General features: G+C 62.1%; 15 protein-coding genes. 12 read left to right on the forward strand and 3 right to left on the reverse strand.

Translation table 11 applies throughout. The features are described from left to right. The first annotated feature begins 1 nt into the window (after position 1). The 10 genes from J2Z17_RS15225 to J2Z17_RS15270 all read left to right on the forward strand — a co-directional run bounded on the left by J2Z17_RS15225 (position 2) and on the right by J2Z17_RS15270 (position 11,272). Positions 2 to 688, forward strand: a complete 687-nt coding sequence (locus J2Z17_RS15225) for an RNA-binding protein (protein WP_209946483.1) — start codon at positions 2 to 4, stop codon at positions 686 to 688. Positions 689 to 787: 99 nt separating this feature from the next. Continuing rightward, the gene (gene infB, locus J2Z17_RS15230) at positions 788 to 3,526 is read left to right on the forward strand and encodes a translation initiation factor IF-2 (RefSeq protein ID WP_209946484.1); all 2,739 of its coding nucleotides are present in this window, start codon (positions 788 to 790) and stop codon (positions 3,524 to 3,526) included. 76 nt (positions 3,527 to 3,602) lie between these two features. Then, positions 3,603 to 4,013, forward strand: a complete 411-nt coding sequence (rbfA, locus tag J2Z17_RS15235) for a 30S ribosome-binding factor RbfA (protein WP_209946485.1) — start codon at positions 3,603 to 3,605, stop codon at positions 4,011 to 4,013. Positions 4,014 to 4,019: 6 nt separating this feature from the next. Further along, positions 4,020 to 4,949, forward strand: a complete 930-nt coding sequence (truB, locus tag J2Z17_RS15240; protein ID WP_209946486.1) for a tRNA pseudouridine(55) synthase TruB — start codon at positions 4,020 to 4,022, stop codon at positions 4,947 to 4,949. A 41-nt stretch (positions 4,950 to 4,990) separates the two neighbouring features. Then, positions 4,991 to 5,650: a DUF6891 domain-containing protein gene (locus J2Z17_RS15245; RefSeq protein WP_209946487.1), complete on the forward strand. Its 660-nt coding sequence runs from the start codon at positions 4,991 to 4,993 to the stop codon at positions 5,648 to 5,650. A 173-nt stretch (positions 5,651 to 5,823) separates the two neighbouring features. Then, positions 5,824 to 6,093 (forward strand): 30S ribosomal protein S15, encoded by a 270-nt coding sequence (gene rpsO / locus J2Z17_RS15250; protein ID WP_209946488.1) that lies wholly within the window; start codon positions 5,824 to 5,826, stop codon positions 6,091 to 6,093. A gap of 307 nt (positions 6,094 to 6,400) precedes the next feature. Further along, positions 6,401 to 8,551, forward strand: a complete 2,151-nt coding sequence (pnp, locus tag J2Z17_RS15255; RefSeq protein WP_209946489.1) for a polyribonucleotide nucleotidyltransferase — start codon at positions 6,401 to 6,403, stop codon at positions 8,549 to 8,551. 124 nt (positions 8,552 to 8,675) lie between these two features. Next, a complete protein-coding gene (locus J2Z17_RS15260) occupies positions 8,676 to 9,692 on the forward strand; it encodes a class I SAM-dependent methyltransferase (protein ID WP_209946490.1) in 1,017 nt (338 codons plus the stop codon). 93 nt (positions 9,693 to 9,785) lie between these two features. Further along, a complete protein-coding gene (locus J2Z17_RS15265; RefSeq protein ID WP_209946491.1) occupies positions 9,786 to 10,820 on the forward strand; it encodes an AraC family transcriptional regulator in 1,035 nt (344 codons plus the stop codon). 200 nt (positions 10,821 to 11,020) lie between these two features. Next, positions 11,021 to 11,272, forward strand: a complete 252-nt coding sequence (locus J2Z17_RS15270) for a helix-turn-helix transcriptional regulator (RefSeq protein ID WP_209946492.1) — start codon at positions 11,021 to 11,023, stop codon at positions 11,270 to 11,272. Between the two features lie 89 nt (positions 11,273 to 11,361). Here the strand turns inward: J2Z17_RS15270 and fabI are convergent, their stop codons facing one another. Genes fabI through fabA form a run of 3 tightly spaced genes read right to left on the reverse strand, consistent with a single transcriptional unit; the run spans position 11,362 to position 13,963 of the window. Then, positions 11,362 to 12,168, reverse strand: a complete 807-nt coding sequence (fabI, locus tag J2Z17_RS15275) for an enoyl-ACP reductase FabI (protein WP_209946493.1) — start codon at positions 12,166 to 12,168, stop codon at positions 11,362 to 11,364. Positions 12,169 to 12,171: 3 nt separating this feature from the next. Continuing rightward, positions 12,172 to 13,395 carry a beta-ketoacyl-ACP synthase I gene (gene fabB, locus J2Z17_RS15280; RefSeq protein ID WP_209946494.1) on the reverse strand — a complete coding sequence of 408 codons (1,224 nt, stop codon included), beginning with the start codon at positions 13,393 to 13,395 and terminating at the stop codon, positions 12,172 to 12,174. Between the two features lie 52 nt (positions 13,396 to 13,447). Continuing rightward, positions 13,448 to 13,963, reverse strand: a complete 516-nt coding sequence (gene fabA / locus J2Z17_RS15285) for a 3-hydroxyacyl-[acyl-carrier-protein] dehydratase FabA (protein ID WP_209946495.1) — start codon at positions 13,961 to 13,963, stop codon at positions 13,448 to 13,450. Between the two features lie 318 nt (positions 13,964 to 14,281). On the opposite strand from fabA, the gene irrA reads away from it, so the two are divergent. Together irrA and J2Z17_RS15295 are read left to right on the forward strand one after the other, a co-directional pair. Continuing rightward, positions 14,282 to 14,689, forward strand: a complete 408-nt coding sequence (irrA, locus tag J2Z17_RS15290) for an iron response transcriptional regulator IrrA (RefSeq protein WP_377300160.1) — start codon at positions 14,282 to 14,284, stop codon at positions 14,687 to 14,689. Between the two features lie 233 nt (positions 14,690 to 14,922). Continuing rightward, a complete protein-coding gene (locus tag J2Z17_RS15295; RefSeq protein WP_209946497.1) occupies positions 14,923 to 15,375 on the forward strand; it encodes a hypothetical protein in 453 nt (150 codons plus the stop codon).

Raw genomic sequence — 15,375 nt, forward strand, 5'->3', positions numbered from 1 at the left:
TATGACCCGCAGGACGGATCATCTGGTCGCGGAACGTGACGAGGCGAGGGAGGAGGCCGTGAATGGTCGAACCTGCATCGTTACCCGCACGTCCGGAACGCCGGAGACCCTGATCCGTTTTGTGGCAGGGCCGGATGGTCAGGTCGTGCCAGACCTGAAGCGCGAGCTTCCCGGGCGCGGCTGCTGGGTGACGGCGAGCCGCGAGACGGTCGACAAGGCCGTCGCGAAGAAAGCCTTTGCCCGCGGCCTGAAGGCCGATGTGAAGGCATCCCCCGACCTCGGGGAACTGGTGGACCGGCTTCTGGCAAGCCAGTTCGCCGGGATGATCCATATGGCGCGCAAGGCCGGGCAGTTCGTGACCGGCGCCGCCAAGGTGGAACTGGCCGTCAGGAGTGGTGAGGCGATCGCCGTCTTTCACTCCAAGGCCGCCGCCGCCGACGGGGTCAGAAAAATCGACCAGGCCCGCAAGGCCCGGCATCTGGGAATGGAGACGGCGGCGGAGATTCCGGCGTTCAAGCTCCTCTCGGGAGAAGAAATGGACGCTCTGTTAGGCGAGAATGCGTTTATCCATGGCGCAACGCTTGCAGGGCAGGCAGGTGAGGGTGTAGTGAGACGCGCAAACCTGCTGGAGCGCTATCGGACTGGCCGTCCTGAGCAAAAGGACGCCGCCGGCGCGACCGAACGATGATGTGGCGACCGGCGCTGGCCGGACCCTGCCGCAGACGACAGGAATTGTACGACCAGGACTGATGGTGTCATCGTCCCGGTCTGAAGGAACGGGAACGGTATGACCGACAGTAAAGACGACAAGACAATCAGCGTAGCGGGCAAGAAAACCCTTTCACTCAAGCCATCGGGCGTGAGCCAGGGCACCGTGCGCCAGGATATGGGTCGTGGTCGAACCAAGGCGGTGGTCGTCGAGACCCGCAAGCGCCGGGTGACCCGGCCGGAAGATGAGAAGCCCACACAGACGCCGCCGCAGACGCCGGCCCCTGTCGCCGAGGCTGCCCCGGCAGCAACGCCGGCGGCGACACCTGCCGCACCGGCAGCGCCCCGCGCCGCAGAACCTGCAGCGCCGGCGGCTCCGCGTCCGGTGACGCAGCAGGCCCGCCCGACTCAGCAGCCCCAGCGCCCGTCGCAGCCGTCGCAAAACCGCTCGTCGCGCCCCGTTCAGCCGCAGCGTCCGCGCGGTGCGGTTCTGCACGACCTGTCCTCCAACGAGATGGAAGCGCGTCGCCGCGCCCTGGTTGAGGCGCAGGCCCGTGAAGTTGTCGACGCCAAGCGTCGTGCGGAAGACGAGGCTCGCCGTCAGGTCGAGGAAGAACAGGCCCGTCTGGCCCGGATCGAAGAAGAAAAGCGCGCCGCCGAAGAAGCCAAGCAGCGTGCGGCCGAAGAGGCTGCGCAGCCGGCAGCATCAGTTGCCGCCGCCGCTGAAGCACCGGCCGCCGGAGCCGTGCGGCGTCCGGCTGACCAGCAGCGCGTTCCCGGCGAGCCGCCGGTCCTGCGTGGCCGCAAGGCTGGCGCCGAAGAGGACGACGACCGCAAGTCGGTTCGCACGATCCCGGGTCGCGGCCGCGTGGCAACACCGCCGCCGGCCAAGCCGCCGGCACGTCCGAAGGGCGAGGAAGAGCGTCGGCGCGGCAAGCTGACCATCAGCACGGCCGGTGTCGATGACGATGGCGCGTCGCGCGGTCGCTCCATGGCCGCCATGCGCCGCCGTCAGGAGAAGTTCCGCCGCAGCCAGGCGCAGGAGCCACGCGAAAAGATCATTCGCGAAGTCATCCTGCCCGAGACCATCACCATTCAGGAACTGTCGCAGCGTATGTCCGAACGGGCCGTTGACGTCATCAAGTACCTGATGAAGGAAGGTCAGATGATGAAGCCGGGCGACGTCATCGACGCCGACCTCGCCGAACTGATTGCCACCGAATTCGGCCACACCGTCAAGCGCGTTTCCGAATCCGATGTCGAGGAAGGTATCTTCAACGTCGTCGATGACGACAGCGCTCTGACGTCGCGTGCGCCGGTGGTGACCATCATGGGTCACGTCGACCATGGCAAGACCTCGCTGCTCGACGCCATCCGTCATGCCAATGTGGTCTCCGGTGAAGCCGGTGGCATCACCCAGCATATCGGTGCCTATCAGGTCGAACAGAACGGCCAGAAGATCACCTTCATCGATACCCCCGGTCACGCCGCGTTCACCGCCATGCGTGCCCGCGGTGCGCAGGCGACCGACATTGCCATTCTGGTCGTGGCGGCCGATGACAGCGTGATGCCGCAGACGATCGAATCGATCAACCATGCCAAGGCAGCGGGTGTTCCGATCATCGTGGCGATCAACAAGATCGACAAGCCTTCGGCCGATGTGCAGAAGGTCCGCACCCAGCTGCTGCAGCATGAGGTCTTCGTCGAAACCATGGGCGGTGACGTTCTGGAAGTCGAAGTGTCGGCCAAGAACGGCACCAATCTCGACAAGCTGCTGGAAGCGATCCTGCTGCAGGCCGAAGTCCTCGACCTCAAGGCCAATGTCGACCGCACGGCGGAAGGCACGGTCATCGAAGCCCAGCTCGACCGCGGTCGCGGCTCCGTTGCCACCGTTCTGGTTCAGAACGGTACGCTGCGGCCAGGCCAGATCGTCGTTGCCGGCGACCAGTGGGGCCGCGTTCGCGCACTGGTCAACGACCAGGGCGATCACGTCAAGGAAGCCTTGCCCTCCATGCCGGTCGAAATCCTCGGCCTGTCGGGTGCGCCGCATGCCGGCGACAAGTTCGCCGTCGTCGAGAACGAAGCCCGGGCCCGTGAAATCTCCGAGTATCGCCAGCGTCTGGCCCGCGACAAGGCTGCTGCCCGTCAGTCGGGTTCGCGCGGTTCGCTCGAGCAGATGATGAGCCAGTTGCAGGCGACCGGCCTCAAGGAGTTCCCGCTCCTGATCAAGGGCGACGTGCATGGCTCGATCGAAGCGATCCAGGGTGCACTCGACAAGCTCGGTACGGACGAAGTTCGCGCCCGCATCGTGCATGCAGGTGTCGGCGCCATCACCGAATCCGATATCTCGCTGGCCGAGGCATCCGACGCCGCCATCATCGGCTTCAATGTCCGTGCCAACGTGCAGGCCCGTCAGGCTGCCGCCCGTTCCGGCATCGAGATCCGCTACTACAACATCATCTACGACCTGGTAGAGGACGTTAAGGCGGCGATGTCGGGGCTTCTGTCGCCGGAGCGCCGCGAAACCTTCCTCGGCTATGCCGAGATCCTGGAAGTGTTCAACATTACCAAGGTCGGCAAGGTCGCGGGTTGCCGCGTTACCGAAGGCAAGGTCGAGCGTGGCGTCGGTGTCCGCCTGCTGCGCGAAAACGTTGTCATCCACGAAGGCAAGCTCAAGACGCTCAAGCGCTTCAAGGACGAGGTTTCGGAAGTCAATGTCGGCCAGGAATGTGGCATGGCCTTCGAAAACTACGAAGACATCCGCGCCGGCGACGTGATCGAGTGCTTCCGTGTAGAGCACATCACGCGTACCCTCTAAGGGCGCCGACCTTTCCAAGGAAAATGTGGCGGGCGCCGGGGAGACCGGCGCTCGCTTCTTTTAAGGCAGGATTACAATGGCCAGACCGACATCTTCCGCACCGTCCCAGCGCATGCTGCGCGTGGGTGAACAGGTACGTGCCGCCGTCACCCAGGTTCTCCAGCGTGGCGAGGTGCGCGATCCGGAGATCGAGAATGCCGTCATTTCGATATCGGAAGTGCGCATGTCGCCCGACCTGAAGATCGCGACCGCCTATGTGACGCCGCTCGGCATGGATGATCACAAGTCGGTCATTGACGCTCTGAACCGGAATGCCAAATTCATCCGCGGCCGCATGGGCTCGCAACTCCGGCAGATGAAGTACATGCCGGACGTGCGCTTCCGCGACGACACGAGCTTCGACAACTACCAGAAGATCGATGCGCTTTTGCGTTCGCCCGAAGTCGCCCGCGACCTCGACGACAATGATGACCAAGACGACAACTGAGGGCCGATGTCCAAACCACGCAAGCCCAAGGGCCGCCCGATTTCGGGCTGGCTGATTCTCGACAAGCCGGTGGATTTCGGCTCGACCGAAGCCGTCGGCAAGATCAAATGGCTGTTCAATGCCCAGAAGGCGGGCCATGCCGGCACGCTCGACCCCCTGGCCTCCGGCATGCTGCCGATCGCCCTCGGCGATGCGACCAAGACCGTGCCTTACGTCATGGACGGTCGCAAGATCTACGAATTCGCGGTCACCTGGGGTGAGGAACGCTCGACCGATGACCTCGAGGGCGAGGTGACGCAGAGTAGCGATATCCGCCCGAGCGAGGACGATATCCGGGCTTTGCTGCCGAATTATACCGGCGTCATCAGCCAGGTTCCGCCGCAGTTTTCCGCAATCAAGATCGCCGGCGAGCGTGCCTATGACCTGGCGCGCGACGGCGAGACCGTCGAGATCCCGTCGCGCGAGGTCGAGGTGCATCGCCTCAATCTGCTGAAGGTCGAGGACAACAGCGCATTCTTCGAGGTCGAGTGCGGCAAGGGCACCTATGTCCGTTCGCTCGCGCGCGACATGGGCCGGGATCTCGGCTGCTACGGCCATATCTCCGATCTGCGCCGCACTTTCGTTGCCCCCTTCGCCGAGGAGATGATGGTGCCGCTGGCAGATCTGGTCGCATTGGAAGAGATCGAGGATCGCGATGAGCGGCTGGAAAAGCTCGATGCTTTCCTGGTCGATACCGGGGAGGCGCTTGCAGCCCTGCCGTCGATCCGCATTTCCGACGACCAGGCGCATCGTCTGCGCATGGGCAATCCGATCATCCTGCGCGGCCGCGATGCTCCCGTCGCCGAGCCCGACGCCGTCGCCTTCGCCGGTGGCAAGCTTGTCGCAATCGGGGAAATCGGTGCCGGCGAATTCAAGCCGCGGCGGGTCTTCGGCTGACAGCGCCGATGCTGCGCTCGTGGACCGACGGGACAGGTGCGATGATGAAGAGACTGGCAACCCTGCTTTCGGTCTGGCTGCCGTTCCTCGGTGGTGCTGAAGCGCAGGACGTCGCCCCCTCTTTCGATCGCGGGCAGACCATCGTCGAGATCCGCATGCTCGTGTGGAGCGGCTTTGAAACCCCGAACAGCGTGGCAGAGACGATCGAGGACGAGTATCTCGATCCGGACGACCTGACGCCCGGTGGCCGCGACTGGCTTTCAGGCGAGATCGAAAGACAGTTCAAGGCGAAACGGGCCGAGGAGGCGGGTTGGCCCCGGTCGACGGACTGGGACCTGCTGGAGGCCGCTTTCTCGGACTTGAATGCATCCGGGATTGTCGCGCTTCATTATGCGGGCACGACACAGTCGGATGGATTGTCCGATGCTGCGGAAATTTACGATGATCTGAAAGCGCAGGGCCTCGATCCCTCCGGCTTCGCATTCTATCATGCGCAGGATGTCGACACGGCGATTGAAACCCACGAACTCTTCATCGCATTCGGGACTTTCGCCGAGGCGCAGTCCGATGCGCCGGCGATTGCGAGCCGGATCATCGCCGCGCTTGGCAAGCACGGCCTGCACGCGACCTGGAGTGGGGATCCCCGGACCCGCATCGTGATCCGCCCGATGGACTGGAGAAAACGCAGTCCGCGCGACTGACATCCCTGTCGTCCCGGCCCCGGGCGGCAGAACAAACAAAGCTTTCCATTTGATTTCGGATAAGCTATAGGCACGCCAGCAAAACGGCAGTGTCCGTTTGCTTTCACGGCCGATGCTGGACGACATCCCGGCATATGGCGTCTTTATCTCTTCTTTTTCGAAAGGAACATCCGATGTCGATCACTGCAGAGCGCAAGACCGCGCTGATCAAGGAATTTGCCACCACCGAAGGCGACACCGGTTCGCCGGAAGTCCAGGTTGCGATCCTGACCGAGCGGATCACCAACCTGACCGAGCACTTCAAGGGCCACAAGAAGGACAACCACTCCCGTCGTGGCCTCCTGACGCTCGTGTCGACCCGTCGTTCGCTTCTGGACTATCTGAAGAAGAAGGACGAAGCCCGTTACACGGCTGTGATTACCCGTCTGGGCATTCGTCGCTAAAACAGTTCCCGGCGGATCCGAACTTCGGTCCGCCGGTTTTCTATTCGGAGCGATCGCTCCAGTTCCAGGTGTCCCGATGAAGGCTTTAAGCCGTGGGGCTCTACGGCGGTCCGGATGGGCCGGTATCGCCGGACATAACCGATGACCTGTCATGGGGCAGGATTGTTGGAGACTTCGACGGCCTTTCCAGGGCCCGATCGGTTTCGAAGTTCCCAGCTGTCTTGCCCATGATGTGTCACCAAAATGCGGATCGTCTCCGGCGGATGCAAATCCTTGCCTGCGACGTCGCATACAAAAGGACAATATCATGTTTGATACGCACAGCGTTGAGATCGAATGGGCCGGCCGCCCGCTGAAGCTGGAAACGGGCAAGATCGCCCGCCAGGCTGACGGCGCCGTTCTCGCCACCTACGGCGAAACCGTGGTTCTCGCCACCATCGTCTCCGCCAAGGCGGCAAAGCCGGGCCAGGATTTCTTCCCGCTTACCGTCAACTACCAGGAAAAGACCTATGCTGCCGGCAAGATCCCGGGCGGCTATTTCAAGCGCGAAGGTCGCCCTTCGGAAAAGGAAACCCTGGTTTCCCGCCTGATCGACCGTCCGATCCGCCCGCTCTTTCCGGAAGGCTACAAGAACGAGACCCAGGTCGTCGTCACGGTCGTCCAGCATGACCTCGAAAACGACCCGGACGTCCTGGCCATGGTCGCGGCCTCCGCAGCCCTGACGCTGTCGGGTGTTCCGTTCATGGGCCCGGTTGGCGGCGCACGCGTCGGCTACATCAACGGCGAATACGTCCTGAACCCGCACCTCGACGAGATGGACGAAAGCGCCCTCGACCTGGTCGTTGCCGGTACCCAGGACGCCGTCCTGATGGTCGAGTCCGAAGCCAAGGAACTGAACGAAGACGTCATGCTCGGCGCCGTCATGTTCGGCCACAAGGGCTTCCAGCCGGTCATCGATGCGATCATCAAGCTCGCCGAAGTTGCCGCCAAGGAGCCGCGCGAATTCGAGCCGGCCGACTATTCGGAACTCGAAGCCGAGATGCTGAAGCTTGCCGAAACCGAGCTTCGCGATGCCTACAAGATCACCCAGAAGGCTGACCGCTACAACGCCGTCGACGCCGTCAAGGCGAAGGTCAAGGCGCATTTCCTACCGGAAGAGGGCGAAGCCAAGTATACGCCTGAAGTCATCGGTGCGATCTTCAAGCACCTGCAGGCTAAGATCGTTCGCTGGAACATCCTCGACACCAAGAGCCGCATCGACGGCCGCGATCTCGAAACCGTTCGTCCGATCGTCTCGGAAGTCGGTATCCTGCCGCGCACTCATGGTTCGGCCCTGTTCACCCGCGGTGAAACCCAGGCGATTGTCGTTGCCACGCTCGGCACCGGCGAAGACGAGCAGTATGTCGACAGTCTGACCGGCATGTACAAGGAACGCTTCCTTCTGCATTACAACTTCCCGCCCTATTCGGTCGGTGAAACCGGTCGCATGGGCTCCCCGGGCCGCCGCGAAATCGGTCACGGCAAGCTTGCATGGCGCGCCATCCGTCCGATGCTGCCGAGCGCGGACCAGTTCCCTTACACGCTGCGCATCGTCTCCGAGATCACCGAGTCCAACGGCTCGTCCTCGATGGCGACCGTTTGCGGCACCTCGCTTGCCCTGATGGATGCCGGCGTTCCGCTGGCAAAGCCGGTTGCCGGTATCGCCATGGGCCTGATCCTCGAAGGTGAGCGCTTTGCGGTTCTCTCCGACATCCTCGGCGACGAAGATCACCTCGGCGACATGGACTTCAAGGTCGCGGGTACCGCTGACGGCATCACCTCGCTGCAGATGGACATCAAGATCGCCGGTATCACCGAAGAGATCATGAAGGTCGCACTCGGCCAGGCTCAGGGCGGTCGCAAGCACATCCTCGGCGAAATGGCCAATGCCATCACCGAAGGCCGCAGCCAGCTCGGCGAATTCGCCCCGCGCATCGAAGTGATGAACATCCCGGTCGACAAGATCCGTGAAGTCATCGGTTCGGGCGGCAAGGTCATCCGCGAAATCGTTGAGAAGACCGGCGCCAAGATCAACATCGAGGACGACGGCACCGTCAAGATCGCCTCCTCGTCCGGCAAGGAAATCGAAGCGGCCCGCAAGTGGATCCACTCGATCGTTGCCGAGCCGGAAGTCGGCGTGATCTATGAAGGCACCGTTGTGAAGACCGCCGATTTCGGCGCCTTCGTCAACTTCTTCGGTTCGCGTGACGGCCTCGTGCACATCTCGCAGCTGGCCTCCGAGCGCGTTGCCAAGACCCAGGACGTCGTCAAGGAAGGCGATAAGGTCTGGGTCAAGCTGATGGGCTTCGACGAGCGCGGCAAGGTTCGCCTGTCGATGAAGGTCGTCGACCAGGAAACCGGCCAGGAAATCGGTGCCGGCGAGAAGAAAAAAGATGAAGGTGACGCCGCCGCCGAGTAATCGGCGCCGCTTCACCGAAAAAGGCGCGGACTGTTCCGCGCCTTTTTTATTGCAGCTAGACTGTGCATGTCCCCGTCGGCTCTGCTGTTGAACCGGCTTTATCCTATCCGTGAAAGACGCCAAGATGGCCCGCGAGACGCTGAAGACCCTTTTCCATCCCTTTGCCATCGGTACGCTGTCGATGCCGTCCGAAGGCGAGCGCTATCTGTTCCTGGCAGCAGAGGCGGGCTTCGTGCCGCCGGACGGGTTTGCAGCGACGATCGATACCGTGCAGGGCAACCGCGCCGAATTCCTGCGTCTGGAAAAGAGCGGACGCGCACCGCGCCCGGCCGTCGACGGCCAGGATTATGATGGTGCACTGATCCTGCTCGGCAAGCACAAGGGCGCCAACGAGGCCAATCTGGCTGAAGCCTTGTCGCGGGTGAGGGCCGGCGGTCTGGTTGTCGTGGCCGGCGGCAAGGACGATGGCGTGCAGCCTTTGCGCAAGCGTCTCGCGGGCCGGGGTCTGGAGGTCGAGCATCTGCCGAAATATCACGGCGTGGTGTTCTGGTTCGAGGTGCCGGAAGAGGCGGGTGCGCTGGTCGCGGACTTTGCCGCCAAGCCCGGGCGTGTCGAGGATCGCTTCCATACCATGGCCGGCATGTTTTCCCATGAACAGGTGGACGACGGCTCGGAGCTGCTGGCAGGCCGACTGCCGCAGGATTTCGACGGCAATGCCGCCGATTTCGGGGCAGGCTGGGGCTATCTTTCGGTGGCGCTCGCGGAACGGTCTCCGCGGACTGCGCGTATCGATCTGTTCGAAGTTGATCATCAGGCACTGGAATGCGCCAGACGCAATCTGTCGGAAATCTTGCCCGACCTGTCGGCACGCTTCTTCTGGCAGGATCTGGTGTCCGAGCCGGCCAAGGAAAAATACGATCTGGTGATCATGAACCCGCCTTTCCATCAGGGGCACGCAACCGAGGCGTCGCTCGGCCAGGCGATGATCCGTGCCGCTTCGGCGGCCCTGCGATCCGGCGGACGGCTGATGCTGGTTGCCAATCGCGGTCTGCCTTATGAGCCGGTGCTGGCGGAAAGCTTCCGCGAATACGGCGAGACGTGCCGGAATGCCCGCTTCAAGGTTCTCTGGGCAAAGAAATAGCCGACGAGCCAAGGCCGCAGAACGGACGGGGCTCGACATTTGGCGGAGTGAGACTTAACATCACACGCCAACCGGTTATCATTAGGCGCCATCGTGGGGACTTTTACGCAAAGTCTGACGGATGAACTGACAGCGGTCGCAAGTCTCGGCTCGACGGTTGCCGAAGAAGCTGCGACCTACGGCATAGAGATCAATCCGATCTGCAAGGCGCTGGGCATCAATCCCGAGACCTTTGATGACATTACCGCCCGGATCAGCCTCGACCGCCTCTGCCGTCTTCTGGAAGCCTGTGCGGTCCTGTCCCACAACGAAGCTTTCGGGCTGGGATGTGCGGCGCGCTTCGTTCCGGGCGCGACCGGGCCTTTCGGCTACGGCTTGATGGCGGCACCGACCGGCCGGGACTTCATCGCCTTCCTGGCCGCCAACATCCGCTATGCCACGCATACCAGCTATTTCCGGCTGACATTCGAGGAAAAGTTCGCCCGGCTGAGCTGGACCTTCGCGCCGCTGATCGTTCGGCGGGATCAATATGTCGACATGTCCGTCAGCCTCGTCCTTCTCAGGCTTGCCGATATCGGCATACCGACGGGGCAGATCGAGCTCGATCTGGAGCGGCCGCGGCCCCGCGATCCGGCGGTGTTTCGCGAGTTCCTCACCCGCAGGCTGTCTTTCGAGTGCGCGATCAACGAGTTGCGGATCCCGAATGCGTTGCTGGCGCAGGTAAATCCGAACGGCGATGTCCGCATGTTCCAGATGATGGACATGCAGTGCCAGGCGCTGCAGCCGGATCTTACGGTCGAGGGCGGAGAACTGTTCGAGCAGGTCAAGCATTACCTGATGCTGAGGGTCGCCGATCCCGATATCTCGCTGACGGCGATCGCCAATTATTTCCGCATTTCGGAACGCACCCTGCAGAGACGGCTGGCGGAGCATGAGACGACGCTGCAGGCCCTGCGCGACGACGTGCGCCGGCGGGTCAGTTTCCAGCTGTTGACCGAGAGTGATCTGCGGATATCGGAAATCGGCTATCGACTGGGCTACTCGGCGCCAAGCGCCTTTACGCGCTCGGTCAGTCGGTGGTTCGGCGCAACGCCGCGACAGTTGCGCGGTGCCCAACCTGCCGACTGAGTTTTTCTACAGCCCATGAATGCAAGCGCTGTCATGCCGTGACGTGCGGTTGATTTGCGGTAAGTTTTTGGCGCGCAAGGTTAATTTCATCACATTAGCATTCGACTATACGCTACGCCTCGGGCTACTTCGCCGACTCTATGGCGAGGCCTCCAAAGGCAAGGAGAGCGGTGTCGTCAAGGCACCCGGTTATCACACGTATGCAAGCATATGACACTGGCAATGATGAGAACGCGTTCCGCGACCTGACGCAGGAAGAGGTCGACTGTCTTCAGGATCTGGCGGAGGGCTCGGCAGCGCCGGGTCAAGCGCGAAACGGCAGTGCCGATAGCCGTGATGTCGACGGCCTGTTGGAGAGCGCCCAAAATAAATTGGGCGCGCGCAACCGCCTGCATGCGGTGTCGATTGCACTGCGACGTGGGATCGTACGTGGATTGACCGACAAGACCTGACGCGGACTGTCCGGCATTTCATGGATGGAAGAGGTCAGTCGCCGGGTCGACTGCCGGAGGCGGCATCCGGCAGTCGTAATCTTCCAGTCCTATTCCGTATCGGCCTTGCGCAGACGCTCCAGCGTCGGCAGCGAGGTGATGTTGTATCCGGCATCCACATAGTGGATCTCGCCGGTCACGCCCCGCGACAGATCCGACAGCAGGTAGAGTGCCGAGCCGCCGATATCCTCGATCGTCGCGGTGCGGCGCAGGGGCGCGTTGTCGCTGTTCCAGGAATAGATCGCCCGGGCGTCCGAAATGCCGGCGCCGGCAAGCGTGCGCACAGGACCTGCCGAGATGGCATTGACCCGGATATCGCGCGGGCCGTAATCCGCCGCCAGGTAGCGCACGGAGGCCTCCAGAGCGGCCTTGGCGATGCCCATGACGTTGTAGTTGGGGATCACCCGGACGGAGCCGCCATAGGTCAGCGTCAGCATCGCGCCACCGTCATTCATCAGGGCGGCCGCGCGCTTGGCGATCTCGGTGAACGAGAAGCAGGAGATCACCATGGTCCGGCTGAAATTGTCACGGCTGGTGTCGGCGTAAAGGCCCTTCAGTTCGCTCTTGTCGGAAAAGCCGATGGCGTGGACGATGGAGTCCATGCTGCCCCAGCGCTCGGCGATCGCCTCGAAGGTCGCATCGACCGAGGCGATGTCCTCGACGTCGCAGGGGATGACGAAGTCCGATCCGACGCTTTCGGCAAGCGGCTTGACGCGCCGTCCGAGCGCCTCGCCCTGATAGGTGAAAGCAAGCTCCGCACCTTGATCCGCCAGCGATTTCGCAATGCCCCAGGCAATGGAGTGATTGTTGGCGACGCCCATGATCAGGCCGCGCTTACCCTTCATGAATCCGGTCATGGCTTATCCGTTGTAACGCTGGAAGACGAGGGTTGCATTGGTGCCGCCAAAGCCGAAGGAGTTCGACAGGACGGTATCGATCTTGGCGTCGTCGATGCGCTTGCGCACGATCGGCATGCCCTCGAACTCGGGATCCAGCGTCTCGATATGGGCGCTTTCGCCGATGAACCGCTCCTGCATCATCAACAGGCCATAGATCGATTCCTGGACGCCGGCAGCACCCAGCGAATGGCCGGTCAGGGACTTGGTCGACTGTATTGCCGGCATCTTGTCGCCGAAGACTTCGCGGATCGCACCCATCTCCTTGGAATCGCCGACCGGCGTCGAGGTTCCGTGGGTGTTGATGTAGTCGATCTCGCCGTTGACGGTCGCCATGGCCTGGCGCATGCAGCGGATGGCGCCTTCGCCTGATGGTGCGACCATGTCGTAGCCGTCGGAAGTCGCGCCATAGCCGGCGATTTCGGCATAGATCTTCGCGCCGCGGGCCTTGGCATGCTCGAGTTCTTCCAGCACCAGGACGCCGGCGCCGCCGGCAATCACGAAGCCGTCGCGGTTGGCGTCATAGGCGCGGGATGCGGTGGCCGGCGTCTCGTTGAACTTGGTGGTCATCGCGCCCATCGCGTCGAACAGGTCGGACATCGACCAGTCGAGATCCTCGTGGCCACCGGCGAACATGATGTCCTGCTTGCCCCACTGGATCATCTCGGCCGCATTGCCGATGCAATGGGCGGAGGTCGAGCAGGCAGACGAGATCGAATAGTTGACGCCGTGGATCTTGAACCAGGTGGCAAGCGTCGCAGAGGCCGTCGAGGACATCGCCTTCGGTACGGCAAACGGGCCGATCCGCTTCGGGCTGTTGTTGTTGCGCACGATGTCGGCAGCCTCGACGATGGTACGGGTCGATGGGCCACCGGAACCCATGATGATGCCGGTGCGCTCGTTCTGGCTGTAATCGGCCTCTTCCAGTCCGGAGTCGGCGATCGCCTGCTTCATCGCGACATGGTTCCACGCGCCGCCCTGAGACAGGAAGCGCATGGCACGGCGATCCACCTGATCCGTCGGATCAAGGGTCGGTCGGCCCCATACCTGGCACCTAAAGCCGTGCTCGGCAAAGGATTCCGAGCGCGTGATCCCGGATTTCGCATCCCGCAGCGATTGCGTCACTTCGGCTGCATCGTTCCCGATGGAGGATACGACGCCGAGACCCGTCACAACTACCCGTCTCATGATGAAGACCTTTTCTATATTATGTCTGTTTCAGCGACGAGGGAGCGATCCCTCAAGCCACCTTGTCCTTCGATAGACCGACACGCAGATCGCTTGCCTGGTAGATCGTCTCGCCATCAGCCTTCAGCCAGCCGTCAGCCGTGCCGAGCACCAGGCGACCGCGCATCACGCGCTTGAAGTCGATACCGTATTCGAGCAGCTTTGTCTCCGGCCGGATCATCCCCTTGAACTTGACCTCGCCGGTCGACAGCGCCATGCCGCGACCTGGTTCGCCAAGCCATCCGAGGAAGAAGCCGGTCAACTGCCACATGCCGTCGAGGCCGAGGCAGCCGGGCATGATCGGATTGCCCTGGAAATGGCAGGGGAAATACCAGTCATCGGGCCGCACGTCGTATTCGGCACGGATATAGCCCTTGTCGAAGGCGCCGCCGGTTTCCGATATGTCGGTGATCCGGTGAACCATCAGCATGGGCGGCAAAGGCAGCTGCGCATTGCCCGGCCCGAACAGTTCACCGCGTCCGCAGGAGAGAATCTCTTCGTAAGTGAAGCTGGATTGCCTTTGAGTCATTCTGTTTCTTTTCTCCTCCCGGTCGGTCGATTGCTTCCCGGAGGTTTAGAGCAAGAGCAGGACAAAATGAAGCCCGACCCACGCCGTCGCCATCCACGGGACTGCCCGGTCGAGTATCCACTCGAACGGCCGTTCGCATACAGGATCAAGCTAGGGACGGCCAGTGCCAAATGCAACAAAATCAAAGAAATCCGTAAGGTTTGCGGGTCTGGCGCGGTGGAATCCTATTGAAAGGAAAGGCCTGAAAAGTTATATCGGGCATCGGGATATTCCAATACATAAGACAGACGAGCCAAGCTTGTCTGAATGGTCGCAGTGGTGAAAATCGAAACCGAAGCAAAACTGAGGCATTCCGGACTGCGCCCGACGCGGCAGCGCGTTGCGCTGGCATCCCTGCTTTTTGCCAAGGGTGATCGCCATCTGACGGTCGAGGAACTGCACGAGGAAGCGATCGCGGCCAAGGTGCCGGTGTCGCTGGCGACTGTCTACAACACGTTGCACCAGTTCACCGAGGCCGGCCTGATCCGGGTGCTGGCGGTGGAAAGCAATCGCACCTATTTCGATACCAACGTGTCCGACCACCACCACTTTTTCGTGGAGGAGGACAATCAGGTGCTGGACATCCCGGTCAACAACATCGCGATCGACAACCTGCCGGAACCGCCCGAGGGCATGGAGATCGCCCATGTCGACGTGATCGTGCGCCTGCGCAGGAAACCCGTCTGACGCCCAGGTCGCCTTTGGCTCCATAGGCTCCATCTCTGCCGTCCCTAGGCGCGTGGGCTTGTTGCGTCCCCTTCAAAATCGCGGAATGTGATCCTGCCGTTGAAGGGTTTCTTCAGGCTTTTTGGCCTAGTCTCCGGTTTGCGAATCATGACCGAAGGGACGCTTGAGGATACGCCATGCTAGATCTGCAACGGATGCCGAACCGGATAAGAGGCCGATGGGGTGCCTTACTGATGCTGGTGGCAGCGTTCGGCTGTTTTGCGGCGATGCCGGCTATGGCCCAGCAGAAGCTGCTCGACGATCCGGTGATCTACGAGCAGACGCATTTCCGCAAGGAATGCTCCACCGCCACGTTCGAGCAGGATTTCGTCAACCGCATCGACATCAACAATGATGGTCTGGTGGATGCCGTGGTCAATGAGGGCGCCATCGTCTGCGACGGCGACCGCGGGCCGGGCTGCACGGAGGAGGGATGCCCCTACAACTTCTACCTCCAGGTCGCCGAGGGTGGTTATTTCATGATCGCCACCGCGCAGATGTACGGCTACGACTTCGTCAAGCGCTTCGGCAATATGGTGTTCGAGCTGAAGATGCACGCCCGTTACTGCGACCGCACCGACGCGGCGCCGTGTCTGATGACCGTGCGGGTGCGCGGCACGACATTCCTCACCATTTCCAAGAAATGA

Origin of the sequence: Heterorhizobium halophytocola (assembly GCF_017873095.1) — a bacterium.
Lineage (GTDB): Bacteria > Pseudomonadota > Alphaproteobacteria > Rhizobiales > Rhizobiaceae > Allorhizobium > Allorhizobium halophytocola.